The organism is Lentibacillus daqui (assembly GCF_027186265.1).
GTDB lineage: Bacteria > Bacillota > Bacilli > Bacillales > Amphibacillaceae > Lentibacillus_C > Lentibacillus_C daqui.
On sequence record NZ_CP114176.1, the window covers coordinates 2,176,203 to 2,201,810 of the forward strand.

Annotated in this window: 27 protein-coding genes; 12 read left to right on the top strand and 15 right to left on the bottom strand. The window is 39.5% G+C overall.

Annotated features, from left to right (window positions below):
* Positions 1–25 precede the first annotated feature (25 nt).
* Genes lpdA through pdhA form a run of 4 tightly spaced genes read right to left on the bottom strand, consistent with a single transcriptional unit; the run spans position 26 to position 4,825 of the window.
* Positions 26–1,432 carry a dihydrolipoyl dehydrogenase gene (gene lpdA, locus O2S85_RS11065; RefSeq protein ID WP_269409399.1) on the bottom strand — a complete coding sequence of 469 codons (1,407 nt, stop codon included), beginning with the start codon at positions 1,430–1,432 and terminating at the stop codon, positions 26–28.
* A 4-nt stretch (positions 1,433–1,436) separates the two neighbouring features.
* On the bottom strand, positions 1,437–2,735 hold the full coding sequence (locus O2S85_RS11070) for a dihydrolipoamide acetyltransferase family protein (RefSeq protein WP_269409400.1): 1,299 nt from the start codon (positions 2,733–2,735) through the stop codon (positions 1,437–1,439).
* A gap of 26 nt (positions 2,736–2,761) precedes the next feature.
* Positions 2,762–3,739: an alpha-ketoacid dehydrogenase subunit beta gene (locus O2S85_RS11075; RefSeq protein ID WP_269409401.1), complete on the bottom strand. Its 978-nt coding sequence runs from the start codon at positions 3,737–3,739 to the stop codon at positions 2,762–2,764.
* Between the two features lie 3 nt (positions 3,740–3,742).
* Positions 3,743–4,825: a pyruvate dehydrogenase (acetyl-transferring) E1 component subunit alpha gene (pdhA, locus tag O2S85_RS11080; protein ID WP_269409402.1), complete on the bottom strand. Its 1,083-nt coding sequence runs from the start codon at positions 4,823–4,825 to the stop codon at positions 3,743–3,745.
* A 631-nt stretch (positions 4,826–5,456) separates the two neighbouring features.
* Between pdhA and def the strand changes: the two genes are divergently transcribed.
* From def to rnjA, 3 genes are all read left to right on the top strand, one after another.
* Positions 5,457–6,008 carry a peptide deformylase gene (gene def / locus O2S85_RS11085; protein ID WP_269409403.1) on the top strand — a complete coding sequence of 184 codons (552 nt, stop codon included), beginning with the start codon at positions 5,457–5,459 and terminating at the stop codon, positions 6,006–6,008.
* 881 nt (positions 6,009–6,889) lie between these two features.
* Positions 6,890–7,099, top strand: coding sequence for a DNA-dependent RNA polymerase subunit epsilon (locus tag O2S85_RS11090; RefSeq protein ID WP_269409404.1), 210 nt, complete (start codon positions 6,890–6,892; stop codon positions 7,097–7,099).
* A gap of 3 nt (positions 7,100–7,102) precedes the next feature.
* The gene (gene rnjA / locus O2S85_RS11095; protein ID WP_269409405.1) at positions 7,103–8,770 is read left to right on the top strand and encodes a ribonuclease J1; all 1,668 of its coding nucleotides are present in this window, start codon (positions 7,103–7,105) and stop codon (positions 8,768–8,770) included.
* Positions 8,771–8,868: 98 nt separating this feature from the next.
* Here the strand turns inward: rnjA and O2S85_RS11100 are convergent, their stop codons facing one another.
* The 3 genes from O2S85_RS11100 to O2S85_RS11110 form a co-directional block, all read right to left on the bottom strand.
* A complete protein-coding gene (locus O2S85_RS11100; RefSeq protein WP_269409406.1) occupies positions 8,869–9,555 on the bottom strand; it encodes a potassium channel family protein in 687 nt (228 codons plus the stop codon).
* Positions 9,556–9,722: 167 nt separating this feature from the next.
* The gene (locus O2S85_RS11105) at positions 9,723–10,178 is read right to left on the bottom strand and encodes a TlpA family protein disulfide reductase (protein WP_269409407.1); all 456 of its coding nucleotides are present in this window, start codon (positions 10,176–10,178) and stop codon (positions 9,723–9,725) included.
* Between the two features lie 152 nt (positions 10,179–10,330).
* Positions 10,331–10,873, bottom strand: a complete 543-nt coding sequence (locus O2S85_RS11110) for a peroxiredoxin (RefSeq protein ID WP_269409408.1) — start codon at positions 10,871–10,873, stop codon at positions 10,331–10,333.
* 318 nt (positions 10,874–11,191) lie between these two features.
* On the opposite strand from O2S85_RS11110, the gene O2S85_RS11115 reads away from it, so the two are divergent.
* On the top strand, positions 11,192–12,031 hold the full coding sequence (locus tag O2S85_RS11115; protein ID WP_269409409.1) for a mechanosensitive ion channel family protein: 840 nt from the start codon (positions 11,192–11,194) through the stop codon (positions 12,029–12,031).
* 50 nt (positions 12,032–12,081) lie between these two features.
* Here the strand turns inward: O2S85_RS11115 and O2S85_RS11120 are convergent, their stop codons facing one another.
* From O2S85_RS11120 to cbpB, 3 genes are all read right to left on the bottom strand, one after another.
* Positions 12,082–12,333: a YkuS family protein gene (locus O2S85_RS11120; protein ID WP_269409410.1), complete on the bottom strand. Its 252-nt coding sequence runs from the start codon at positions 12,331–12,333 to the stop codon at positions 12,082–12,084.
* Positions 12,334–12,397: 64 nt separating this feature from the next.
* Positions 12,398–13,891 (bottom strand): MDR family MFS transporter, encoded by a 1,494-nt coding sequence (locus O2S85_RS11125; protein WP_269409411.1) that lies wholly within the window; start codon positions 13,889–13,891, stop codon positions 12,398–12,400.
* Between the two features lie 54 nt (positions 13,892–13,945).
* Positions 13,946–14,386, bottom strand: coding sequence for a cyclic-di-AMP-binding protein CbpB (cbpB, locus tag O2S85_RS11130; RefSeq protein ID WP_269409412.1), 441 nt, complete (start codon positions 14,384–14,386; stop codon positions 13,946–13,948).
* A gap of 207 nt (positions 14,387–14,593) precedes the next feature.
* Between cbpB and trhA the strand changes: the two genes are divergently transcribed.
* The 5 genes from trhA (at position 14,594) to O2S85_RS11155 (ending at position 18,098) form a co-directional block, all read left to right on the top strand.
* The gene (gene trhA, locus O2S85_RS11135; RefSeq protein ID WP_269409413.1) at positions 14,594–15,229 is read left to right on the top strand and encodes a PAQR family membrane homeostasis protein TrhA; all 636 of its coding nucleotides are present in this window, start codon (positions 14,594–14,596) and stop codon (positions 15,227–15,229) included.
* Between the two features lie 327 nt (positions 15,230–15,556).
* Positions 15,557–16,402 carry a metallophosphoesterase gene (locus O2S85_RS11140; RefSeq protein WP_269409414.1) on the top strand — a complete coding sequence of 282 codons (846 nt, stop codon included), beginning with the start codon at positions 15,557–15,559 and terminating at the stop codon, positions 16,400–16,402.
* Positions 16,403–16,539: 137 nt separating this feature from the next.
* Positions 16,540–17,121 carry an SCO family protein gene (locus O2S85_RS11145; protein WP_269409415.1) on the top strand — a complete coding sequence of 194 codons (582 nt, stop codon included), beginning with the start codon at positions 16,540–16,542 and terminating at the stop codon, positions 17,119–17,121.
* A gap of 127 nt (positions 17,122–17,248) precedes the next feature.
* Positions 17,249–17,728 (top strand): YkyB family protein, encoded by a 480-nt coding sequence (locus O2S85_RS11150; protein ID WP_269409416.1) that lies wholly within the window; start codon positions 17,249–17,251, stop codon positions 17,726–17,728.
* Between the two features lie 148 nt (positions 17,729–17,876).
* The gene (locus O2S85_RS11155) at positions 17,877–18,098 is read left to right on the top strand and encodes a hypothetical protein (protein ID WP_269409417.1); all 222 of its coding nucleotides are present in this window, start codon (positions 17,877–17,879) and stop codon (positions 18,096–18,098) included.
* Positions 18,099–18,128: 30 nt separating this feature from the next.
* Here the strand turns inward: O2S85_RS11155 and O2S85_RS11160 are convergent, their stop codons facing one another.
* Entirely contained in the window at positions 18,129–18,479 is a 351-nt protein-coding gene (locus tag O2S85_RS11160) for a hypothetical protein (protein ID WP_269409418.1), read from the bottom strand.
* Positions 18,480–18,762: 283 nt separating this feature from the next.
* On the opposite strand from O2S85_RS11160, the gene bcbE reads away from it, so the two are divergent.
* The gene (gene bcbE, locus O2S85_RS11165) at positions 18,763–19,971 is read left to right on the top strand and encodes a bacillibactin exporter BcbE (protein WP_269409419.1); all 1,209 of its coding nucleotides are present in this window, start codon (positions 18,763–18,765) and stop codon (positions 19,969–19,971) included.
* A 154-nt stretch (positions 19,972–20,125) separates the two neighbouring features.
* Here bcbE and O2S85_RS11170 read toward each other — a convergent pair whose 3' ends face one another.
* Both O2S85_RS11170 and O2S85_RS11175 read right to left on the bottom strand, forming a co-directional pair.
* A complete protein-coding gene (locus O2S85_RS11170; protein WP_269409420.1) occupies positions 20,126–20,272 on the bottom strand; it encodes an FbpB family small basic protein in 147 nt (48 codons plus the stop codon).
* 363 nt (positions 20,273–20,635) lie between these two features.
* Positions 20,636–20,800 carry an aspartyl-phosphate phosphatase Spo0E family protein gene (locus O2S85_RS11175; protein ID WP_269412559.1) on the bottom strand — a complete coding sequence of 55 codons (165 nt, stop codon included), beginning with the start codon at positions 20,798–20,800 and terminating at the stop codon, positions 20,636–20,638.
* A 316-nt stretch (positions 20,801–21,116) separates the two neighbouring features.
* Between O2S85_RS11175 and lepB the strand changes: the two genes are divergently transcribed.
* Both lepB and O2S85_RS11185 read left to right on the top strand, forming a co-directional pair.
* Positions 21,117–21,641 carry a signal peptidase I gene (gene lepB / locus O2S85_RS11180; RefSeq protein WP_439649394.1) on the top strand — a complete coding sequence of 175 codons (525 nt, stop codon included), beginning with the start codon at positions 21,117–21,119 and terminating at the stop codon, positions 21,639–21,641.
* 605 nt (positions 21,642–22,246) lie between these two features.
* Positions 22,247–22,393 (top strand): YjcZ family sporulation protein, encoded by a 147-nt coding sequence (locus tag O2S85_RS11185; protein WP_269409421.1) that lies wholly within the window; start codon positions 22,247–22,249, stop codon positions 22,391–22,393.
* 191 nt (positions 22,394–22,584) lie between these two features.
* Here the strand turns inward: O2S85_RS11185 and rpoN are convergent, their stop codons facing one another.
* Both rpoN and O2S85_RS11195 read right to left on the bottom strand, forming a co-directional pair.
* The gene (gene rpoN / locus O2S85_RS11190; protein ID WP_269409422.1) at positions 22,585–23,895 is read right to left on the bottom strand and encodes an RNA polymerase factor sigma-54; all 1,311 of its coding nucleotides are present in this window, start codon (positions 23,893–23,895) and stop codon (positions 22,585–22,587) included.
* A gap of 229 nt (positions 23,896–24,124) precedes the next feature.
* Positions 24,125–25,471: an MFS transporter gene (locus tag O2S85_RS11195; RefSeq protein WP_269409423.1), complete on the bottom strand. Its 1,347-nt coding sequence runs from the start codon at positions 25,469–25,471 to the stop codon at positions 24,125–24,127.
* Positions 25,472–25,608 lie beyond the last annotated feature (137 nt).

The following is a 25,608-nucleotide window of genomic DNA, read 5'->3' on the forward strand; positions in this document are numbered from 1 at the left end:
TTTCATAATTCTATTTTAATCAGAATCACATAGTATGGATTGGCAATCCTAGTGCTTTTTCAGCTGCTTCCATCGTGATTTCACCCAAGCTTGGATGTGCATGTACCGTTAGCGCGATGTCTTCGGCGGTCATGCCTGCTTCAATGGCTAAACCAATTTCAGCGATCATGTCACTTGCATTCGGTCCCGCGATTTGTGCACCAATAACAAGTCCATCTTCTTCCCGTGTAATTAGCTTCAGGTATCCTTCACTAACATTTAATGATAGTGCCCGGCCATTCGCTGCAAATGGGAATTTTGATGCTTTCGCTTTATAGCCTGCCTCTTTAGCCGACTTTTCCGTATGTCCAACCGTTGCAAGTTCCGGGTCGGAGAAAACAACTGCCGGCATACCGATGTAGTCTACTTCCGCCTTTTCACCGCTAATAGCTTCAGCAGCAATCTTGCCTTCATAAGAAGCTTTATGTGCCAGTGGCATACCAGGTACAATATCACCAATTGCATAAATGTTAGGGATATTGGTACGGCATTGTTTATCAACTTTAATCAGGCCTTTGTCGCCTACCTCAATGCCAACTTGTTCAAGGCCAATATCTTCCGTGTTTGGTTTACGGCCGACTGTTACCAATACATAATCCGCTTCAATAGTTTCTTCTTTACCTTTTGCTTCATAGGTTACCTTGACACCATCCGCTGATTCTTCGACACCTTTGGCCATTGCCTCAGTGATAATGTTTACGCCATTCTTTTTGAGACGTTTTTTCACAATTTGTGAGGATTGCTTTTCAAATCCGTTCAGAATGTCTTTTAATCCTTCTAACACGGTAATTTCAGTGCCAAAGTTGGCATATGCTGAACCCAACTCGGTTCCGATATAGCCACCGCCAATAACTACCATTTTCTTCGGAATTTCTTTTAAGTTCAATGCACCAGTTGAATCTAACACACGATCTGAGAATTTAAAACCTGGAATCTCAATTGGTGTTGAACCGGTTGCGATAATACAATTGTTAAATTTGTACGTTTGGGACTGCTTATCGTCCATAATTTTTGCTGTATTTTCATCAACAAAATATACTTCACCTTTAACAATGTCCACTTTGTTTCCTTTCAACAAACCTTCCACACCAGATGTAAGTTTGTTAACCACGGCTCCTTTCCATTCTTGCACTTTGGAAAAGTCTACGGAAACATTTTCAGTGGATATCCCCAGTTCTTCATTACCATGTGCTTGTTCAGTCAAGTGCCCAGCTTGAATTAATGCTTTCGATGGAATACATCCGACATTCAAGCAAACACCACCTAAAGAACCTTTCTCAGCAATGGTAACCTTTTGCCCCATTTGTGCAGCACGGATGGCGGCGACATAACCGCCAGGGCCGGCTCCAACTACTAGTGTATCAACTTCTACCGGAAAATCTCCTACTACCATTGTTTTACGCCTCCATCATGATTAATTGTGGATCATTCAGCAATCGTTTAATTTGGTTCATGGCTAATTGTGCAGTTGCCCCATCAATGACGCGATGATCAAAGCTTAACGACAATGCAAGTACAGGTGCAACAACCACTTCTCCATCACGGACAACTGGTTTTTCGGCAATACGTCCAATACCCAAAATCGCTACTTCTGGCTGGTTGATTAACGGTGTAAACCATTGACCACCTGCGGAACCAATATTCGTAATGGTACTTGATGCACCCTTCATTTCGCCCGGTGTTAGTTTACCATTTCTAGCCTTATCTGCCAATTCATTTATCTCTTTGGAAATCGCAAAAATAGATTTACGATCGGCATCTTTTACCACTGGAACGAGGAGTCCTCTATCCGTGTCGGCGGCAATACCAATGTTGTAATAGTGCTTATAGATAATTTCATCCGTATCATTGTCAACAGAAGCATTTAAAATCGGATAATTCTTCATCGCAGAAACAAGTGCTTTGGCGACATACGGCAGATAGGTCAATTTGATATCCTGTTCTGCTGCAACAGCTTTAAATTTCTTACGATGTGCGACAAGTCCCGTAACATCTACATCATCCATTAATGTGACATGCGGAGCCGTTGCTTTCGTATTAACCATTGCTTTGGCGATCGTTTTACGGATTCCACTCATTTTTTCACGGGTTTCTGCATATTCTTCTGTAACAGCAGCTGTTTCGGCTGGTTTCGCTGTTTCTTGTGTTGCCTGGTTAGTTTCTTCTTCTGCTGCTGGTTGTTCACCATTCAAGTAACCATCGATGTCTTCTTTCAACACACGACCATTTTTTCCCGAGCCTTCAACGTTTTGAATGTTTACATCGTTTTCACGAGCATATTTGCGAACCGATGGCATAGCAATAACTCGTTTATTCGTATCATCGGTCTTTTGTTCTTTTTTATCTGCTTTATTGCCTTTGTCGGTGTCGTCTTGTTTTGACTCTTCTTTTGCTGCTGGGGTTTCTTCTTTCTGATCATTGTCACCTTCATCAGCACTGTCACCATCATCTTCATACCCTTCTGCATCAAAGGAAATGAGTGTATCACCGACAACAGCAACTTCACCTTCACCGACATGAATTTTTTTCACTGTCCCATCGACTGGTGATGGAATTTCAACGACCGATTTATCATTTTGTACTTCACAGAGTACATCATCTTCTTTAACTTCATCGCCATCCTTGACGAACCATTTGGCAATTTCTCCTTCATGAATACCTTCACCGATATCTGGCAATTTAAATTCATATGCCATATTTCTTCAAACCTCCCATCACGAAATTAAAAATTTATAACTTGATTTACTTTTTCGATGATATCCTTATGGTCAGGCAACCATACTTCTTCTGCCTGTGTAAAAGCATAGACGGTATCTGGTGCAGTAACCCGTAAAATTGGCGCTTCTAAATGCAAAATAGCCCGCTCCTGAATTTCCGAAATCACATGAGAAGCAACGCCTGCTTGTCGCTGTGCTTCCTGAACAAATACAACCCGGTTGGTTTTTTGTACAGACGCAATGATTGTTTCCATATCTACTGGAGAAACCGTACGTAAATCGATTACCTCAGCATCAATATCATTCTTTTCCAATTCATCTGCTGCTTTTAGCGCGGAGTGAACCATTGCACCATAAGCAATAATTGTTACATCTTTGCCTTCCCTTTTGACATCTGCCTTGCCAAGTTCAATCGTGTATTCTTCCTCCGGTACTTCATCGCGGAAAGAACGATACAGTTTCATATGCTCAAGGAACAAAACTGGATCGTTGTCACGAATAGATGCGATCAATAATCCTTTTGCTTCTTTTGGTGTCGCTGGAATAACCACTTTAATTCCCGGCTGTTGAGCGATTAAACCCTCGAGTGAATCGGCATGTAGTTCAGGTGTGTGTACGCCCCCACCAAAAGGCGCCCGAATCGTGATTGGAGCATGAAGGGTGTCACCAGAACGATAACGCAACCGAGCCATTTGTCCATTAATGGAATCCATTGCCTCATACACGAAGCCGAAGAATTGAATTTCTGGTACCGGACGATAACCTTGCAAAGCCAATCCAATAGACATACCGCCGATTCCCGATTCAGCAAGCGGTGTATCAAACACACGATCTTCACCGAATTCTTTTTGCAATCCTTCTGTAGCACGGAATACGCCGCCGTTTTGACCGACATCTTCACCATATATAAGCACGTTTTCGTCATTTTTTAGTTCTGTGCGTAAAGCATCGGTGATTGCCTGAATCATTGTCATTTGTGCCATGATTTACTTCGACTCCTTTTCTTTATATTCTTCCATTTGCTCTTGTAAATTTGCTGGAAGTTCCTCAAACATATGGGAGATGAGTTCTGTCACTTTTTGTTTTGGATAAGTGTCAGCTTTTTTAATAGCTTGTTTAATGTCATCTTTTGCCTCTTCAATGACTTTATTTTCTATTTCCTCAGACCATAGATTCTTATCTTCCAGATACTTGCGGAAACGAACAAGCGGATCTTTCTTTTCCCATTCGTTGTCGAGCTCTTCTGTACGGTAACGGGTAGGATCATCACCAGCTGTTGTATGTGGCCCAAAGCGGTAGGTTAATGTTTCAATTAACGTTGGTCCTTCCCCATTGATTGCACGTTCACGGGCATGTTTGGTTGCTGCATAAACAGCAAGTACATCCATTCCATCTACTTGAATTCCTTCAATTCCGGCAGCAACCGCTTTTTGAGCAAGCGTTTTTGCTTTAGTTTGTTTTTCCACAGGCACAGAAATGGCAAAATGGTTATTCTGCACAACGAAAATCGCTGGAGCACCAAACGCACCGGCGAAGTTAATTGCTTCGTAAAAGTCGCCTTGTGATGTACCGCCATCACCTGTGTAGGTAATTGCAACGGATTTCTTTCCACGTTTTTTCATACCAATTGCAACACCGGCAGCTTGTGTATATTGCGCACCAATTATAATTTGTGGACTTAATGCATTAAAACCTTCCGGGAACTGATTGCCATGATAATGTCCCTTAGAAAACAGGAATGCTTGATATAATGGTAAACCATGCCAAATAAGTTGTGGAACATCGCGATATCCTGGTAACAAGAAATCTCCCTTTTCCAAAGCGAAATGACTGCCTAACTGTGATGCTTCCTGTCCGGCTGTCGGTGCATAAAAGCCTAGTCTTCCTTGACGATTAAGAGCCATGGAACGCTGATCGAGGATACGGATGTAAACCATTCGGCGCATTAGTTCCTTCAAATCATCGTCTGAAAGATCCGGCATATCATCTTTATTTACTACCTTGCCATTTTCATCAAGAATCTGGAACATTTCGAACTGATTTTCAACATTCTCAAGTACGTGTTTCAAAATAGTTCACCTCTTCCTTTCTTTATACCATTTAATATTTTCATAAGTATTCTTCCCGAATTGGGAAAAAATCTGTACCATTTTTAAAGGTTGTTCAAAAAGTCCGGTTCATATGACACAAAGATTTATTGATATTCGTGTCGACATGATAACAGTTGCCTGAAACCTTAACCGATCTTTGTCCTACTTCCTCTTTTGAACTCACTTTTCCACTTTTATTCTTGTTCCCATATTTTTATTTTATTAATCACCAACCATCCATCCATGGACTGTTATATTATTTGTTCAAGAATAATTGGTACAATCATCAATCTAGTTAGAGTGTAGCTCATTTACTCTATACGGTCAATCACTTTGTTCTTATTTCAAATAATTTATTGTTGTTTTGCTGTTTTGGACAACCATCAAAGAATATAACTGTTATAGAAACAGATAAAAACTGTATCAATGTGTTATACTGAAAAATAAGACGAGCTGCACTTCATGAAGCTCGTTTTTTGTCTTTTCTTATTCCTTCGTGCCGGGACTCGTCCTTGTCTGCAGCAAATGTATGACCAAATATGCCCGGATATGATAAAATAGCATATTGATATTGTGAACTAATGATTATGCAAATGAGGAGTGTCATATCATGTTAACCATGAAAGATATAGTAAGAGAAGGTCATCCAGCTTTACGTAAAGTTTCCGAGGAAGTTGACCTGCCAGCATCCGAACAGGAACATAAAATATTGGAGGAAATGCTTGAGTTTCTTAAGAATAGTCAAGACGAAAAAGTTTGCACAAAATATGATTTGCGTCCTGGTGTCGGCCTGGCTGCTCCACAGCTTGGAATAAACAAGCGAATGATCGCCCTTCATTTTGAAGACAATAAAGGAAAATGGTATACGTACGGATTATACAACCCAAAAATTGTCAGTCATTCGGTGGAAAAGGCATATTTAACCATTGGGGAAGGATGTCTTTCCGTCGATCGTAATGTAGAGGGATATGTACCGAGATATGCACGTATTACATTAAAAGCCACTGATCTTAATGGTAAGGAAATAAAACTTCGCTTACGTGACTACGCAGCAATTGTTTTCCAACATGAGATTGATCATTTGAATGGCATTATGTTTTATGACCATATCAACAAAGAAAATCCATTTGCCAAGCCGGAAAATGCAAAGCCTGTAGATTAGAGGGACTCTTATCGCGAGAGGGAGTTCCTTTTACCCTCCATTAATTCATTCACTCAAACCATGTCTTTCTTCCCATTTAACGTTTACCCAGTATAAAAAAATATTTTTAGCAAAAAATAGGTACAAGACATGTATCGTTGAACTTCATAACTGACCTGAAGGAAACTTTTTCACATAAAATAGCGTGTTTTTATTTCATTATCTGGCAAACCGTACTATACTATAACTAAGAGGGATTGGATCGGTTGAATATGTTTTGCTTTTCTTGAGTTTTGGAAAGGAGATGCAACGTACCATGTTGAAACGCCTAAAAGAGAAGCTAAAAAAACGCTTGAAGGATTTTTTAGGCCGTGGACGTGTACCTACTACTTGTGAAGAAGACTACCAATGATGGAACCAATCGAAACCAAAACAACAGCGCTCTAGTCGGAAAATAATGTATGATTATGAATTAAAATTAGTTAGACCATATTGAATCAACCATGCTGCGGAATTAAATAAAAATGGAGCAGACAATCGAATAAACCCTTGCTTGCTATTAATAAGCGTTAAAACGGGGATAAAAAGGATCTAAGTACTTGGTCAAAGTGTGTGTTCAAAAAGGAGGATAAAAAGAACCGAGAAGTTCTAGGCGGCGTAGCTTTGAGCACCGGAGTGTACATAGAAGGTACATGAGGGGTGGAAAAGCAAGCCAACGACGAAATTCGAAGCGTCATTTTTACCGGACTTTTTGAACATCCTCTCAAAGATCCTTATATCGAAGGCCTTTTTACGGACTATTGAAATTCCTCTTATTACGCTTTGTAATGGTCTGCTGTTTTTTCTATTGCCAGCTCTCGTTGAGAATGGAAATAAAAATAGAAATTGTTAGGAGAGATGAAATGATTTTTAAAGTCTTTTATCAAGAAGATGTTACTGAAATCCCTGTCAGGGAACGAACAAAAACATTATATATCGAAGCGGATAACGAACGCCAGACACGGCAAAAACTAACTGATCGCAATATTAATATCGAACACATCCAACCTATGGATGATGCACATTTAGAATACGAAAAGCAATCCGAAGATTTTACGTTGGAGACCGTCTAAGCGATGAAATTTGTTAAAAATGATCAGACAGCAGTATTTGCCTTGGGCGGGCTGGGTGAAATCGGAAAGAACACATATGGTGTACAATTCCAGGATGAAATTATTCTGATAGATGCGGGGATTAAATTCCCTGAGGATGAATTACTTGGAATTGATTATGTTATTCCCGATTACACCTATATCGTCCAAAATCAAGACAAAATCAAGGGATTATTCATAACCCATGGTCATGAAGATCATATTGGCGGAATTCCCTTTCTATTACGTGAATTAAATGTGCCAATTTACGCCGGAAAACTTGCGATCGGTTTAATCAGAAACAAATTAGACGAGCATGGTCTATTAAGAAACGCGAAACTAAATACTATCGGGGAAGATGATGTGATCAAATTCCGCAAAACATCTGTCTCTTTTTTCCGAACCACACATAGTATTCCTGATTCATATGGTGTAGTGATCAAAACACCTTCAGGCAATATTGTCCACACCGGTGACTTTAAGTTTGATTTCACCCCTGTTGGCGAACCAGCCAATTTGGCAAAAATGGCCGAAATTGGCAGTGAAGGTGTTCTATGCTTACTTTCCGACAGTACAAATAGTGAAGTTCCCGGATTTACCATGTCAGAGCGCATTGTTGGCGAAACGATCAATGATATCTTTGATAAGACGGAAGGACGGTTAATATTCGCAACTTTTGCATCAAATATTTATCGTCTACAACAAGTAGTAGAAGGCGCAATAAAGCATAACCGAAAAATAGCTGTGTTTGGACGAAGTATGGAATCTGCCATTACAATTGGACAAGAATTGGGTTATATAAGTGCACCGAAAGATATATTTGTCGACGCCAATCAAATTAACCGACTTCCAGCCAATGAAGTGACGATTCTATGTACTGGTTCACAAGGTGAAACGATGGCTGCATTATCGCGGATTGCCAATGGTACACATCGACAAATCCAAATCATTCCTGGTGATACGGTTGTATTTTCGTCGTCTCCAATCCCCGGAAATACTATTAGTGTAAGCCGAACCATTGACAAATTATCTCGTGCAGGTGCAGAAGTTATCCATGGAAAGCTTAATAATATTCATACATCCGGCCATGGAAGCCAAGAGGAGCAGAAACTGATGCTGCGCCTTATCAAACCGAAATATTTCATGCCGATTCACGGTGAATTTCGTATGCAAAAAGAACATTCCAAACTCGCTATCGACTGTGGCATCAATCCTGCCAACATCTTCCTGATGGATAATGGTGATGTTTTGGCATTAGGGAGAGACAAAGCAACGGTTGCCGGCAAAATTCCTTCTGGCTCGATCTATATTGATGGTAGCGGAATTGGTGACATTGGCAACATTGTATTGCGAGATCGACGCATTCTTTCCGAGGAAGGACTTGTCATTGTTGTCGTCAGTATTAATATGAAGGAATTCAAGATTTCATCCGGCCCGGACATTATTTCTCGCGGATTTGTCTACATGCGGGAATCAGAAGATCTGATTAATGAGGCGCAAAAACTGGTTTCCATCCATTTGGAAAAAGTGATGGAAAGGAAAACAACACAGTGGTCTGAAATTAAAAATGAAATAACCGACACGATCGCACCGTTCCTTTATGATAAAACCAAACGCCGCCCAATGATTTTGCCAATTATTATGGAGGTATAGGCACGAAGACGGGGACAAATAAAGATTTATCGAAAAATCAGGACCTAAAATCAAAGAGGGATGTCATTATGTACTAAACATATTGGCATCCCTATTTATTATCTTTTATAAGGTTTTTCATCTTCCTCCGTCACCAGGTGTTTTTCGAAGCGGGACAGATCATTATCGGCGCCGATAACAATCAAAATATCATCAGATTCCAATTTATCCTCGGCCCGGGGTGAAACATTAATCTCTTTCCCCTTTTTAATCGCGACAACGTTACAGCCATAGTTGGCGCGAATATCCAGGTCGATAAGTGACTTGCCCAGCATTTTGGAGCCAACCTTGACCTCCACAATGCTATGATCATCGGATAGTTCCAGATAATCAAGAATATTGTTGGAAATAATATGATGGGCAATTCGTTTTCCCATGTCACGCTCCGGATGGACAACCTGATCGGCACCGATTTTATTTAAAATCTTTTCATGGTAATCATTTTGCGCTTTAACTGTAATTTTTTTAATATCAAAATCAGTGAGAACAACCGTTGTCAGGATACTTGCCTGAATATTATCCCCGATTGCCACAATCACATGATCAATATTTTTAATTCCCAAATCCTTTAATGCCTCTTCATCAGTAGAGTCAGCAATAACCGCATGGGAAGCAATATTCTTAAACTCATTCACCCGATCTTCGTCAATATCAATGGCCAGTACTTCCATTCCCTCCATGCTGAGTTCCCGACAAATACTTCCGCCAAACCGGCCAAGCCCGATAACTGCAAAGTCACGTTTCATCTTTTATCCTCCATCATCCATTCCTTACTCTTATTTATCTTACAACAGATTGCATTAGATTACGATTATTTTTTCCTTTTTCGATGTTTGGAAACCAGAACTTTCATGCATGAAAAAGAACCGTACCAAACGTGATACGGTTCTTTTCGTTAAAATATGTTACTAGCTTATTTCTTCTCGGTATTACCCAATACCCGGTTAACCCGTTTACGCAACATTTTCATGCCGCCACCACCAGCCTGGAAGTGACGCAGCTTTCCTTCCTCATCGAACACATAATAAGCTGGTACATATTGGTTTTCAAAGGCATCGGTTAATTTATGTTCATTATCCACGAAAATCGGCTGGGTAATGTGATGCTCATCCGCTACTTCTTTGATTTGATCGAGATCCAAGTCCTTTTCTGAGCGTGGCATATGAACAGCAATAACGTTCAGGTCATCTTTATATTCATCCCTAAACTCATTCACGTTTGGCATTGCTTCCTTACATAATCCGCAACTCACCGACCAAAAGTGAATCAATGTTGGTTTATTGCCAATCAGCTCGTCTTTTTGGATCGGATCACTATTAAACCATGTTGTCGCGCCTTCGAGTTCCGGCATCTGGTCTCGTAATTTCATGTTGATGTCCTCCCTTACTGGATCCGACTGTTATTTCGTTACAATATTATGCATGAAAAAGCTATTGGTGTATAACCGATGGACTCATAAAACTTGGAGCGAACGGTCTCAGCAAACTGAAACTTGAACGCTCCATTGTTCTCACGATTATTTTACAGTGTTGCCTGGCCTGGCTTCCAGTTAGCCGGGCAAAGACCACCAGTTTGCAGTGCTTGCAGTACGCGAAGTGTTTCATCCACATCACGGCCGATATTGTTATGGAAAACAGTTTGATATTGCAATTCACCTTCTGGATTGATGATGAACAAGCCGCGCAATGCAACACCTTCTTCTTCAATTAACACACCATAATCTCTTGCAACCTGATGATTATGGTCTGCAGCCAATGGGTATTGTAATTCACCTAAACCATTGTCATCACGAGATGTATTGATCCATGCTTTGTGTGTGTGGATCGTATCGCATGACACGCCAATAACTTCCGCATCAAGATCTTCAAATTCATCATAACGATCAGACATTGCCGTGATTTCTGTTGGACATACGAATGTGAAATCTTCCGGGTAGAAGAATAATACAGTCCATTTATCTTCTTTCATGATTTCTTCCAAGTTTACTTTACCAAATTCTTTATTAGGCATAACAGCATCCATTTCAAAACGTGGTGCTTGTTTACCAACCATTCTTTCTGACATATGTAATCCCTCCATTTATCGTTCGATCCGAAATAAATTATAGTGAATCCCAGATTGGAAGTCAATATTTAATAAGAATCATTCTAAACCAGATAACAACTTGTCATTTAATGGACACATTTAATCAAGGCATCTCAACATTGTTTGATACACATTATCATCATAACCATTTTTATTATCATTTAACCATTTTTTTCGACACATTTCATGTTTCATGAAAACAGGATTAGGGAATAATCTGTGTTGGAACACATCCTCTTCATACAGAGGAAGTGCAGGATATACCTGATAAAGCAAACAGTTGAAAGGAGACTACATATGAATATTTTTGAGCATGGACTCAATCTGGATGTCAGCGGTATTTTAAGCATGCTTGTACCGATTGTCATTAAGCTTGTATTATTAATTCTTGCTTATTTTATTTTTGTTCCAATCGGGAAAAAAATCATTTCCAAGACACTGAAAAAGGCTGGAAATAATGAGAAAATATCACCTGGCCGAGTCAAAACACTGGAAAAACTATTGATGAATGTGTTCGGATACGCGATGATTTTTGTGTTTATCGTTATGTTATTTGCTATCTTTAACATTCCGATCGGACCATTGCTTGCCGGTGCTGGTATCATTGGGTTGGCCGTTGGTTTTGGTGCTCAGGGACTGGTTAGTGATATTGTTACCGGGTTTTTCATCTTATTGGAACGGCAAATCGAAATTGATGATTATGTTACTGCAGGCGGATACGACGGGATCGTGGAAGAAGTGGGATTACGCACCACCAAAATTCGTGATTTTGATGGTACACTGTATTTTGTCCCGAACAGAGAAATTGTCGGAGTGGCCAATCATTCACGAGGCAACATGCGAGCCCTTGTTTATTTAACGGTAAAATACAATGAAAATTTGCATGAAGTACTCACAGTATTGGAGAAAATTTGTACAGAGTTCGCGACGGATGAACGTTTTAAAGAAGGGCCTGACGTTCTCGGTGTACAAAGTCTGGATCCAAATAATCTGGTGTTGCGTGTCGAAGGTATGACAGAAAACGGCATGCAGTGGGGTTGTGAACGGGATATGCTTAAACGAATCAAGGAAGAATTTGATCAGGCAAACCTTCAAGTCCCGTTCCCACAACAATTAAATATTGCGGAACAACAATAATAAACTCCATTCAGTGAGCGGTAAATACCCCCACTGAATGGAGTTTCTCTTTATTCCATCTCATTTAGTTTTTGTTCAACCATCTGGCAAATATCTTCTGCATTGTACCCACGAGCATCAATAACCGCTCCGGCAGTACTGGTCGTTTGCATCCCCATGACGTTCTCATCCTGGCCTGTAATCACACAGCAATCGCAATGGGCTACATCATCGTTTGTTTTTAAATCAACGACTTCATACCCCTTTTCCATTAGTGCTTCTTTGACATCGGTTAATGACTGCTCCACACCGATTCGCGCCATATATATTGCCTCCTCTATGGAAAATATCTTCCATAGGTTTCCCGACAAATAGCTAATATATGCGTTACTCTTCCTCCGTCTTTTTCGGCATAAAACAAATGATTAATAAACTCACTATCGCCAAAACCAGTAATCCAATATAAACCATATGTAAACCGGTTGTTAATCCATCTTGTAAAATTTCCCTGGTACCTGCTGGCATTGATGTATTTAAATGGGGATCAAGCAAACTGTTTACAGCGTTTACCGAAAAATGGTCACCAAGTCCCGCTTGTTCGATATATGATTTCATTTGCCCATTTAATACACCGCCCAATAGTGCAGCACCTAATGCACTGCCCAATGTACGCATAAACATATTAGCCGCAGTTGCAATTCCTCTTGTTTGCCAGTCAACCGTACTTTGGATCGCAACGATAAAAGCGGTATTGGTCATACCCATCCCAATTCCGATAAAAAACGAGCCAGTCCCTGCCCAAAACGGCCCTCGTTCAGGGGACAACATAAAAAAGATCATTCCGCCGATAATCAAAGAGACTGCACCAAGCAATGACGTATTACGATAACCAATAATCAGCAGCAGTCTCCCGGCAATGGTTGAAGCAATCGGCCAGCCAATGGACATCGTTGTCAGGGTGAACCCTGCAACCGTAGCCGATTCTCCCATTACCCCTTGCACAAAGGCAGGCAGATAGCTCGACACACCGATCATAATCATTCCGGTAGTTAGTGAGGTGATGTTGGCTGTACGAACAATCCGGTATTTCCAAATTGCAAATGGCATCATCGGATCAGCTGCCCGCCGTTCCTGTAAAATGAAACAGAAGAAGCCGATCAGTGACAGCGCAACCAACCCACCCATGATTAATGATGTCCAGGAAATACCGATCCCGCCTTCCACAAGTATAAACATCAAGGTACTCACAGCTAAAACAATCCAGAATGCTCCGGCGTAATCAATGGAACGCTTCTGTTTCTTGATATCTTCATGTAAAAAGAAGATGATTCCCAACATAGCAAGCAAACCAAGTGGAATATTCATCCAAAATACATATCGCCAGCTTAAAACATCAACAAAAAAACCGCCAAACAAAGGGCCGATCACCGCCGATATCCCCCATACACTTGATAAATAGCCCTGTATTTTGGCGCGTTCCTGTTTATTATAGATGTCCCCGACAATGGTCGTTGCAATCGGCATTAAGGCTCCGGCACCAAATCCCTGAATAAATCTGGCAATGATTAACATGGTCATGGATATACTAAATCCAGAAAGCGATGAGCCAATCAAAAACAGAATAATCCCTGCTCTAAAAATTGGTTTGCGCCCGTAAATGTCAGCCAACTTGCCGAATATCAGGACTGTTGCAGCATTTGTCAGTAAATAGGCGGAAAACACCCAGCTATATAAGGAAAAGCCACCAAGATCTGCTACAATACTTGGCATGGCTGTAGCGACAATCGTAGCCTCGATCGCTGCCAAAAACATCCCCAACATAACCGAGGCCAGGATGAGCGGACGATTCTGCATTTCCGTTTTCTTAGTATTTTGTTCCATACCATTCCCCATCTTTTGCTACTTTTTCCCTCTATCATGTCGAGAATAATCTTTTTACTTTTTAGTATAAATATCACGTTTAAGCTGTTTAAGGATCGCTCTTCTGGTTACAATACCATCAAAGTAACCTTCTTCATCTGCAACGCAAACAAACGGATAGTTAATAAGTACGTTTAAACCATCCATAAACGACATGTCTTTTTTTAGTATCGGAATTTCTGTCTTCATCAATTCGTTTACCCGCATCTCGGAAAGCTTTTCAAATTCAAATCGTTCCAATCCCAAAATTTGATTTAAAATAATAGTTTTTCCAATTGTTCCCATTAATTTATAATTTACGTCCAACACAGGCACAGCGGAATAACCCGATTTAACCAGCACCAATAATGCATGTTCCAATGGGTTATTCATTTGTACATGTGCAACTTTTTCAGATGGAATCATAATTTCGCTAATAACAATCTCTGATAATGGTTTATCTTTAATCGTGCTCATTTATTACGCCCCTTTTCATGGAAAAAATCATAAAAAATTTTATCCACAAACATAGTCTACCATACCTTTTGGGTGAAAACAGTTTCTATCCCATTTTATGGCTCAACAACCCAAACTTTTTTTGATTTATATGGCGATTTTATAAAAGATGCATATTGTAGTATACTAGGGAAGAACTGAAAAAACAAATGGATTGGGGAACAGTTCATGACGACACACACGTATACAAAGCAAGAAGAATTAGCCCACGCAGTCACACATGGAATTGGAGCATTGCTGAGTATTGCCGGTTTAGTACTGCTTATCACGTATGCATCATTAAGCGGCGGTCCGTGGCAAATTGTTTCCGTAACTATTTTTGGCGCGACCATGCTGCTCATGTATTTAACATCTACGATTGTTCACAGTCTGCCAACAGGAAAATGCAAGGATCTGTTTCAAATTTTCGACCATTCTTCCATATACCTGTTTATTGCCGGAACCTATACCCCTATATTATTGGTACTGCTCCGTAATGAAATTGGCTGGATCCTGTTTAGTACCGTTTGGGGGATAGCCATATTCGGGATTGTTTTTAAAATATTTTTTGTGAAGAAATTCCTGATTATATCCACACTGCTTTATATTGCAATGGGTTGGATGGTTGTTGTCGTATGGAATCCGCTCACAGCCACCATGCACAAAAATGGCGTCCTGTTATTGCTTGTTGGTGGTATCCTTTATTCCGTTGGCGCAATATTTTACGTATGGCGGAGTTTTCCATACCATCATGCAGTTTGGCATTTGTTCGTCATCGCTGGATCAGCTTTTCACTTTTTTTCAATATTTTATTACGTTATCTGAAAAAACGCGTGTTATCTTCGCCTAGATAGCACGTTTTTTGTGAAAAATGCACGAAAAGTAGAGCTGGCATCCCGTCCTTTTGTAAACGTTAACATCCCCTCTCATTCCATCTTATTCTTTAACAGCAAATAAGTCAAAGAATTTTCCTATCTGGTTAATCATAAAAAATCATACAAACTATCAACCTTTCCGTGCTATAATACCAGAGACGTTAAAATCCTGGTAAGTTAACTTGATACTGAACATATGATTATAAGAGGGAACTTCTCCCGATTCACTTAAACGTCAACATAAGGAAATTTTTTACGAAAGAAAGGCCTGACCTTGATGAATAGAAGATCGTTTTTAAAAAGATTGGCAGGTAGTATCCTGGCCATTTTCGGCATTGGCGGGGGGACATATTACTATGCGCGGGATATCGAACCAAAGATGCTTGATACCGATCGTGAAACAATTACATCACCTAAGATTCCGACCGCATTTGATAATTTTAAGATTGTCCAATTTTCCGATACCCACGTTGGTTTTCAATATACGCTTGATCAATTAGAGGATCTTATCATGCAAATAAATCGACAAAACCCTGACCTGATTGTGTTCACGGGTGACCTTGTCGATCGGCCGAATACGTATCAGTGGAATCAGCATTTGTCCAATATTTTAGGTTCATTATCAGCCCCAAGCGGGAAGTATTGGATATACGGAAACCACGACCATGGCGGCTACGGGACCAATATTGTGAATGATACGATGAAACAGGCTGGTTTTCAGTTATTGCAAAATCATCATGTTACACTTACTAAAGGAGACGATCAGATCGTACTTGCCGGTATCGATGATCTAATGCTGGGAAGACCTGATTTGACGGAAACATTAAATGGGGCAAATCATGATTTGTTTACTATCTTGCTTGCCCACGAACCGGATTTTGCCGATACAGCTGCAACACATCCAGTCGATATCCAACTCTCAGGCCATAGTCATGGTGGACAGGTAAGACTGCCGTTCATTGGAGATCTGTATACACCTGCTTATGCGGAAAAATATGTTCAGGGAAAATACACATTTAGTGATTTAACGCTATATGTAAGCAGAGGCCTTGGCACAACCCGTCTCCCCTATCGTTTCTTGTGCAAGCCGGAATATAATATTTATACATTAAAAAAGGCTTAAGGCACCTGTTTAATAACGTCTCACCAACCATGGTGGATAAGCAAGACTGGTAAAAACCACCTGTAACAGTTTATCCATAGTTTTTATGAAGAAAAAATGGTAAACTAAATGCAATTTTGATTACTGGAGGTACCGATATGACGAAAGGTTTAACAAGGATATTACCTCTTATTTTTATCCTGGTTCTCCTATCCGCATGTGGGGAAAAATATGAAGGTGATTTTTCCTATAAAGTGAACGACTTTTCCTTTACTGACCAGGATAATAATAAATTAAGCAAAAGTGATTTGGACGGAAAGTTTTGGGTTGCCGATTTTGTGTTTACAAATTGTGAAACTGTATGTCCGCCGATGACTGCAAATATGGCCAGATTACAGCAGCAATTGGATGATGCTGATTTGAATGATGTGCAATTGGTTTCCTTTAGTGTTGATCCAGACAACGATAAACCCGAGACATTAAAAAAGTATGCAAAAGAACGCGGGGCAATCAATTTTGATAATTGGCATTTACTTACCGGATATGATTTTGAAACGATCAAAAAAATTTCGATCAAATCGTTTAAATCCCCTGTTGATCAGATACCCGACTCCGATCAATATGCCCATACAACCCGCTTCTTCCTCGTTTCTCCTGAAGGAAATGCGATTAAGTCCTATGATGGAAGAAAACCAGGCGATATGAAAAAAATTGTTGAGGATATAAAAAGTATGCATTAAGCACGGATCTAAACTCCGTGCTTTTTTAAAAATCGCGAGTGCCTGCCTCCGATTAGTCGATACCCCTTGAAAATGGTCAGACTTTCCTGTACGATAAAGACAAGCTTATGAAAGGAGGGAAAAAAGAATGGTTGATCAATCAACCCCGTTATGTGATATTGCTAAAGCGCTTTATACCATCAATAGACATGCCAAAACGGCCCCCGAACCACAGCATTTGTATTATATTAAAAAGGAAGCCATCAAACGGCTCTTACAGGAAAAACAAGCCGTAAAAGTAGGCCTTCACTTTTCGAACCATCCGAAGTACAGCAGTCAACATTCAACATTATTGGTTAAAGTCGATGATTACTATTTTCATATACCCCCTGCAAAAGAAGACTTCCAACAGCTAAAACATCTTGGCGCACTCGATCAGGACTTTCGTAATCCACGAACAAAAATGTCACTTTCACATGCCAAAAAGATTATCTATCGCTATATTGACTGGAAGCCCAAAAACGTCACATCGGCCAACCGCAGGAAACGGTATTCTTCCTCTTACTATACCAAATCATCACTTGGACAAATGGAATGGCCCAATCGAAAAGCACACCGACATTTTTGATAAACAAAACAGATTATCTGGACAAGCAAGGATTATCTTACTCTGATGATGCTCCTTTCTACTGCGGGCAACATGGGAAAAACCATTTTCCTTAAAAAATGTTTGAATCTCTTATTTAAAAGGAATGGTTACATAAGGAGGCGTTATCATGCGAACTGAATTAAGGAATTTCCTATATGAGCTTGGAAATTACGCTGACAAAACGCACATTCTGAAGGATCATTATGAAAAATTAACCGATGAAGAAAAAACATTGGTTATGGACCTTGCTCCTGCAGATCAATTATCCCCGGAAACACAGGACAAACTTGCATTTGAATGGTTATCCGCAGTGCAGAAAAAATTAAGTGTACAAGAAAAAACACCTTAGACGAAAAGGAGGGAGTGTATGATTATCCGATCACACACTCCTTTTTTTGACCTTATTGCGAATAGCCCCACCGAGCCGGACTATAAATAAAATACAGCCAAAAACAGCCAGGCTTTGAAACCCTATTTTGAGTAAATTAGCAAAGACACCGTTCATTTGTTGGATGCTAAATAGCAGTATGCCAATCATTACAAGCAAACTGGCAATCAGGTAACTCAATACTTTGGTCGAATTGATGGCAACAAACCAATGGACAATTGGCTGGACAATATAATAGCTGACAAACATTCCGCACAATATAATAATAAAATACAATTGGTCTTCTGTTAGTCCAAGTGATAATAATTGGTTTAAATGAATCCATTTCATTCCAATCAACATAAACAGCTCCCCCCTATCCAAAAAACAATTCCGATAGCTTTTCTCAACAGTTTTGACGAATTGAAGTTGTAATATACCATATGTTATGTAAACATACAGACTATTTGTTATAGTTTAGAATGCATTGGTTTATTTGGGAGGAGCTGGTTTATCCGAACTCAAAACTAATTCATAAGGAGATCAAGGCCGTTTTTCCAATTAATCAATTATGAAAGTTTTTCCCATGTATTTTCCCTCATCCATATGAAAATACTAAGCAAAACATGATACCGGGGGGAATTCCGTGGAAGAGAAAAGGAAGTTGGATCTGTTATCCATTGCGTCGGTTCCATTAGTAATGACATTGGGAAACTCCATGTTAATTCCGTTATTGCCAGTAATGGAAGACAAGTTGAAGATTTCCTCACTGCAATCAAGTCTTATTATTACAGTTTATTCCGTTATTGCCATTATCCTGATCCCGATAACCGGCTATCTGTCTGATCGCTATGGTCGGAAAAAAGTAATCATTCCCAGCCTTATTCTTACTGCAATCGGTGGGCTCATAGCAGGACTTGCAGCCATGTTATTTGATCAATCCTACTACTGGATTTTACTTGGCCGGTTCATTCAGGGAATAGGGTCATCAGGGGCTTTTCCTGTTGTATTGCCATTGGTTGGCGATATGTTTAAGGATGATCAGCAAGTTAGTTCCAGTTTGGGACTCATCGAAACCTCGAATACGGTTGGTAAAGTTTTAAGTCCGATCCTTGGTGCCTTATTAGGGATGATTACCTGGTATGTACCACTGCTAGCCATTCCTGTATTCAGCGCCGTTTCATTAGTGCTTGTGTTCTTTTTATTAAAAGCACCGGATAAACAAGAGGAGCCGATGCCATTTGGTGAATTTCTCCAGAATGTTAAACGCATTTTATTGGAAAAAGGACGTTGGCTGTTTGCTGTTTTTGCCATTGGCTGTATTTTGATGTATGTATTGTTTGGCGTATTATTTTATTTATCTACCTTGCTGGAAGACGATTATCATATCACTGGCGTTATCAAAGGACTGATTCTTGCTGTTCCATTACTGGCGCTATCAATTGCTTCGTTTATTACTGGAAAGAAGATTGGTGAAAACAAACCATTGATGAAATGGCTATCGTTTTCTGGATGCTTATTATTATCTGTTTCTGTATTTGTCATTAGTTTCTCGGAACATGCAGATCTGCTAATTATTGGTTTGGTGTTTAGCGGCATCGGGATTGGACTTGCCCTCCCCTGTCTGGATGCCTTTATTACAAGTGGGATTGAAAAACAACAGCGGGGAACGATCAGCTCGATCTATAGCAGTATGCGCTTTATTGGTGTGGCAGTGGGCCCTCCGCTATTTGCCATGATCATCAAACTGTCCCACCAAGTACTTTTTCTTTCCACAGCAGGTATTTGCGTTGTCGCATCGATACTTGCTTTGCTATCCATTCGACCGGCAAACCAACAGCAAAAAGTAAAATAATTCAGGTTTAAGTAACAAAAAACAGGTGTGACGAAGAGGTCACACCTGTTTTTTTATTTTATACAGGAAAAAAAGGCTTTGTGTTGTTGTAGTAGTTAGAAACGACTACATCCAATAGTGAAGCACACACTTACTTCTTTTCCGGCATATATTATCATGCGTTTTTTTGTTTTGCCAAAACCAATTGCGCTTGTTTCTTTTCCAACCGTAGCTCAATTTGGTCCAATCTTTTTTCATCTTGTAATAGTTCTTGTTTGTTCTGACTGACTAGTTGTTCAAAATTCTGTGTTTTCGGTCTCATTTTTGTACACTCCTAACTTTTCGTTACTATCATTATAACATTTTCAGTTCGAAATTGTTTGAACTTTTTGTTACAATTTTAGTATTGCATACTCCGTCCTAATGGGTAAAAAATTTAATTCCCCCACATATTCATTACCGCCACGAAGTTCGTTTATTTGAATTTAAAAATCATAAGGAAATGGTTGCCTGAAGATGTTGTTGCATGGGTGAAGATTACATGAGGCTGTCATAAGTTTTATGATTTCATCTTACAACATAAATGGAAATACAAATTTGTTAAGGTTCTTTCTTGCAAGTAGAGAAATGATAGAAACAGGTACATAGTTATTCGGGAGCTCAATGTTTACGGCAGCTTTTTTCGTTAATACGTTACTTTCTCCCTTTGTTTCATTTTCTCATAAAGATTTAACAATTGATCTAATTCTTGACTGATCGTTATTGCTTCAATACTTGTAAGTCCTTTATGCATTGCTACCCTGGTCATTTCTTTTCGTAACAATTCAATATCTTTAAGTATTTTGTTCATATTATTCACTGGTAAGTGCCTCCTTCGTGGATTTGACCAACCATTCCACTTTAGCATAGTAATACAAATATTGACAAGTTTTTAGCAAATTATAATTATATCAAAGTCATTTGTCAAAAAATACGTGCTTCATGTATGATTTATTGCAGTATCCGGGCAGATTTTGACGATGTTTCGAGTCCTGCTTGTCCCAGATTAAGATACTTGGCCTTATTTCTCGTTACGTGGGTAATGTTTATGTTAACATATAAATGTGTGTTCAAAAAGCGGAAAAAAAGACCAACGAGTGATGTGCAACAAAGAAAGGATGTTTCCATTGAAAGAACCAAAAAAGAAAAAGGAATGGGCTGAATGGGTAAAAGCCATTTTTATTGCTATTATACTTGCTTTTTTACTACGAACCTTTGTCTTTGCTACTTCTATTGTAGAAGGTGAAAGCATGGTTCCCACACTGGAGGATGGCGAGCGCGTTATTTTCAGTAAAATTGGTTACCTTTTCGGCGAACCTGAACGTGGAGATATCGTCATTATAAAACGTCCTAATAAAAATTATGTCAAAAGAATTATTGCACTTCCTGATGAAACAATAGAGATGCGTGAACACCAGTTATATATTAATGGAAAAAAATTAAACAAAACATTTGTAAGTCAGGATGCCATTAATCATACTGGCAACTTCGGACCCATTAAAGTCCCGGACAACAGTTATTTCGTAATGGGTGACAATCGCGCTATAAGTATGGACAGTAGAAATGGATTGGGATTCATCAAAAGGGATACGATTATAGGCAAATCGGAATTTGTCATTTATCCATTTGATGAATGGAAAAAAACGAGGTAACCTTACCAAACGACATGGTGAAGATGCATAACCAATAGTTCACTTGAAAAGGATGATCAGAACTTGATGAGATCATCCTTTTTTTGCAATTCTGTTTAAGAAGATGTTCAAGTGCTCTTTTTAGAAAAGGAACTCCTTGCACTACTCATTGTCAAAAAGGCAGTAGCCGATATTAAGTAGCACAATTAAAAAACAGATTATCCCAAATATTGTCTCCCACATACAACGTACCCCCTCTATGTATTTAATCCCTGGACCTATTCGTAATGGTTGTTCTAATGAACCTGTCTTCCATATTAGAATACCAATTTTTCCATAAGAAATAAAGTGAAACTTCAGTGGACTGACCTTTCTCCCGCCTTCATGCTGCTGCCTCCCATGTGAGAGTTGCGATTAGCCTTTGCATATTTCTTTTTTGATTTGCGGTTGGCACTTTATTACCTTCCCTCGTTTTCCCTTAAATTATGAGCGCAGGGACTTACTACCGGTTAAAACGGTTTGAAAACAATTTCTCTATTGCGTTTTTAAGATCTAATGAAAACGTCTATACACTTTTTCCGGGGACACATATAGTATAACTGTAAAGATTCAGGAGGTGAATTACCATGTTTGGATATGGTGGCGGCTGCGGCTGTGGCTGTGGTGGTTACGGCTACGGTGGTGGTGCCGGTTATGGCGGTGGCTGTGGTTTTGCGCTAATTGTAGTTCTGTTCATCCTTCTAATTATTGTAGGAACTGCCTTCTACTGCTAGTTAAACAATTTCGCTTGTGCTGATGTTTTTAGCACAAGCATTTTGTTATTAGGGGAAGCTGAATTCATTCACTTCCCCTCCATTCTTCATACAACGATCAGAAACCGCTTGTAATTGGCGCAAAAAACGCCTACACGCATTTAATCCCACGTATACACACGAAGCAAAACAGTATTTACGAAGACCTATGATCATACCTCAATTTCTTTTCGCCTGCTTGATGACGGAATCTTAAGCTCTTCCCGATATTTCGCCACGGTTCTGCGGGAAATGGTAATTCCTTTTTTCGTTTTAAAATAATCGGCAATTTTTTGATCGGAATATGGCTTTTGCTTATTTTCTTTTCCAACCAAATCTTTTAGTAACAGTTTTACAGTTGCCTGTGAGGCGGAATCACCGTTATCAGCCGTAAGCCCGGAAGCAAATAAACGGCGAACATCATACGCCCCTTGAGGTGTCTGAATGACCTTATTCATCGTCGCACGCGAAACAGTTGATTCGTGCATGTCAATTTCCTCGGCAACATCTTTCAATGTCAACGGTTTTAATGCAGAAAATCCATGAAGCAAAAAATCATGCTGCCGTCTGATAATCACATCAACAATTTTTAAGATTGTTGAGCGGCGTTGTTCCAGACTGTTCACCAGCCATTGATAGCTTTTATACTTATTTTGCATATAACTTGCAGCTTCATTTTTGCTTGTCAGAAATTCGGCATATTGTGGATTCAAGCGAATATGTGGCAAATAACCATCATTTAAATAAACCGAAAATCCATCACCTTTTTGTTCAACCACAATATCCGGATGCAAATAATCCGCCTGGGAATTATTAATCCGTGCACATGGTTTTGGATCAAATTGTTGAATAATATCGCTCATTTGCTTCACATCTGCCAAAGAGATATTTAAATACTTGGCGATATCCTGCCATTTTTTGTTTGCCAAGTCATCCAAATACTCGGAAATCAGGCATTCCAAAACGGGCTGATCAGGATAATAATATCTGGCCTGCAAAAGTAGACATTCTTGTAAGTTTCTTGCACCAACACCAATTGGTTCCAACTGTTGCAGCAATTCTACGCCTTTATCGATAACGGTTTCACTTACAGAAATATCTTCTGCAATCTCCGCTGTATTTAAAGGCAAGTAACCATTCTCATCCAAATTTAATATCAGATAATGCAACAGGTCGCGTTCAGACTCTGTCACATCAAGCCATTGTACTTGCTCAAGCAATTGTTCACGCATGCCTTGTTCTTGTTCCGGAATAAAATCAAATGGGTTATGATCGTTATTATTGTTTACGCTGCGATACGATTTTTCAGGATATGGGTTGTCCGGAACTTTTTCCTCCAATTCAATTAAAGGGTTTTCCATCTGCTGATCCTGGATGAACTGATACAACTCATACGTGGAATATTGCAAAAGCTGTATTGCTTGCCGTAATTCAGTTGTCATCACAAGATTCAACGATTGTTTTTGTTGAAGAACAAGCTCCATCCTACTTCACTTCCTTTGTTATAGCTTTCCTCAAATCTGAATCCGCTTACATAACCATTATATTATGTTTGAACGAAATTATCGCCAATAAAATGAATTGCTTTATTATCTTCATTTTAACATATTTTAATGTAATTGTGACAAAATTATTTATGGAAACAAAATAGCAGTCTTCTATACGAATAGACAGACCGCTATTTTTATAGGACTGCAAACAAAACGAGATTGATTATTTAATTGATTCTACGGAAGACAAAGTAGTCTCGCTAGTTTCTTTATTTATTTGATGACGGAACCAAGGTCCTTTTCCCATAAACAAAAGCGGGATATATATCATTCCTGCAGTTGCGGCAACCCACATCCAAGCGCTCCAACCATATCCAGCTACGATAATTGGTGCCAGTAATGTTACAGTAAAACCAACAACTCTTACCGCAAACCCCCATAGCCCCCACGCAGAAGCTTGTAAAGATGCTTTGATGTCTTCAGCATTTTCTGAGAACAAAGCCATCCAAGGTCCATAAGCGATTCCTATAAGTCCTCCTAAAAGAGAGGTATAAATCATTAACTGTCCTTCTGGAATTGATGATCCAAAAAGCGTCGCAAAGTATACCATATAAACAACCGCTGCAATAGCCCCCACTAAAGATACAATTTTACGGAGCATTAGCCGATCGGAAATCCAACCAGCGATTAGTAATGTAAACAGGTTAAAAAGCCAAAAATACTTTGCAACGGCTGCTGCCTGTGAATTACTTAGATCAAAACCTTGTTCTAACATGGTGGCACCATAGGCTTGAATGGTTAGATATGTTGTCAAAAACAGGGAAATTCCAATACCTAATGCTAAAATATGTGGAACCGACAGCATTCCTCCCTTTTTCTGTTCTTCTGGTTCCTTTTTTTCCTTGATCTTTTTATTTATTTCCTTTGCATCTTCATTCCCCGTAATGATCTGCTCACGTAATTGCGGTGACAAATCTGAGATAAAAAACATAATAAAAATTGCCGAGGCAAGAGCAATCGACCCTTGAATGTAAAATTGGGATTCCCATGTACCAAAAATAGGAAGTGTCCAACCCGCTAATCCATTGGCAAAAAAATTGGAACCAACAGGACCAAATGTCCATAATGCATAAGCCACAGCACGCCCCATCCGTGGTGAAAAATCGCGAACCAACCCTGCCGTTGTACTAATTGATGCACCTTCTACAACGCCTAAAATAATTCGAACTAAAAGCAGCCCCAAAACCGACTGAACGAATACCATACTAAAGACAACTATTCCCGTCAAAATCAAACTCGGCACAAGGAATCTGACTCGGCCGTATCGATCAGCTAATGGTCCAAATATTAAGGCAGATGCACCGGCAAATACTACAGAAACTGCTGCAATCAATCCATAGGTTGTCAGACTCATATCAAGATCTTCCATAAGCATCGGGATGACTGGGGAAATTTGCGCCTCATACGCCGCAATAAAATTGGCGAGAATCACGATAAACAAAAACCAAGCTCTCTTTTTTCCTATGGGGTAAGTGGTAAGCTCACGTTCATAAAATAATTTTCTAGCCATTGGTTTACCTCACTTTGTTCTATTTTTTTACTAACTAATGCCTTTTTGTCAGTAAATCTCTAAATAGATATATCCATTCTCTCATAAGACATAGACACTATCTCTTCAGCTATTCAAATTCGCCACTGTCTATGAGT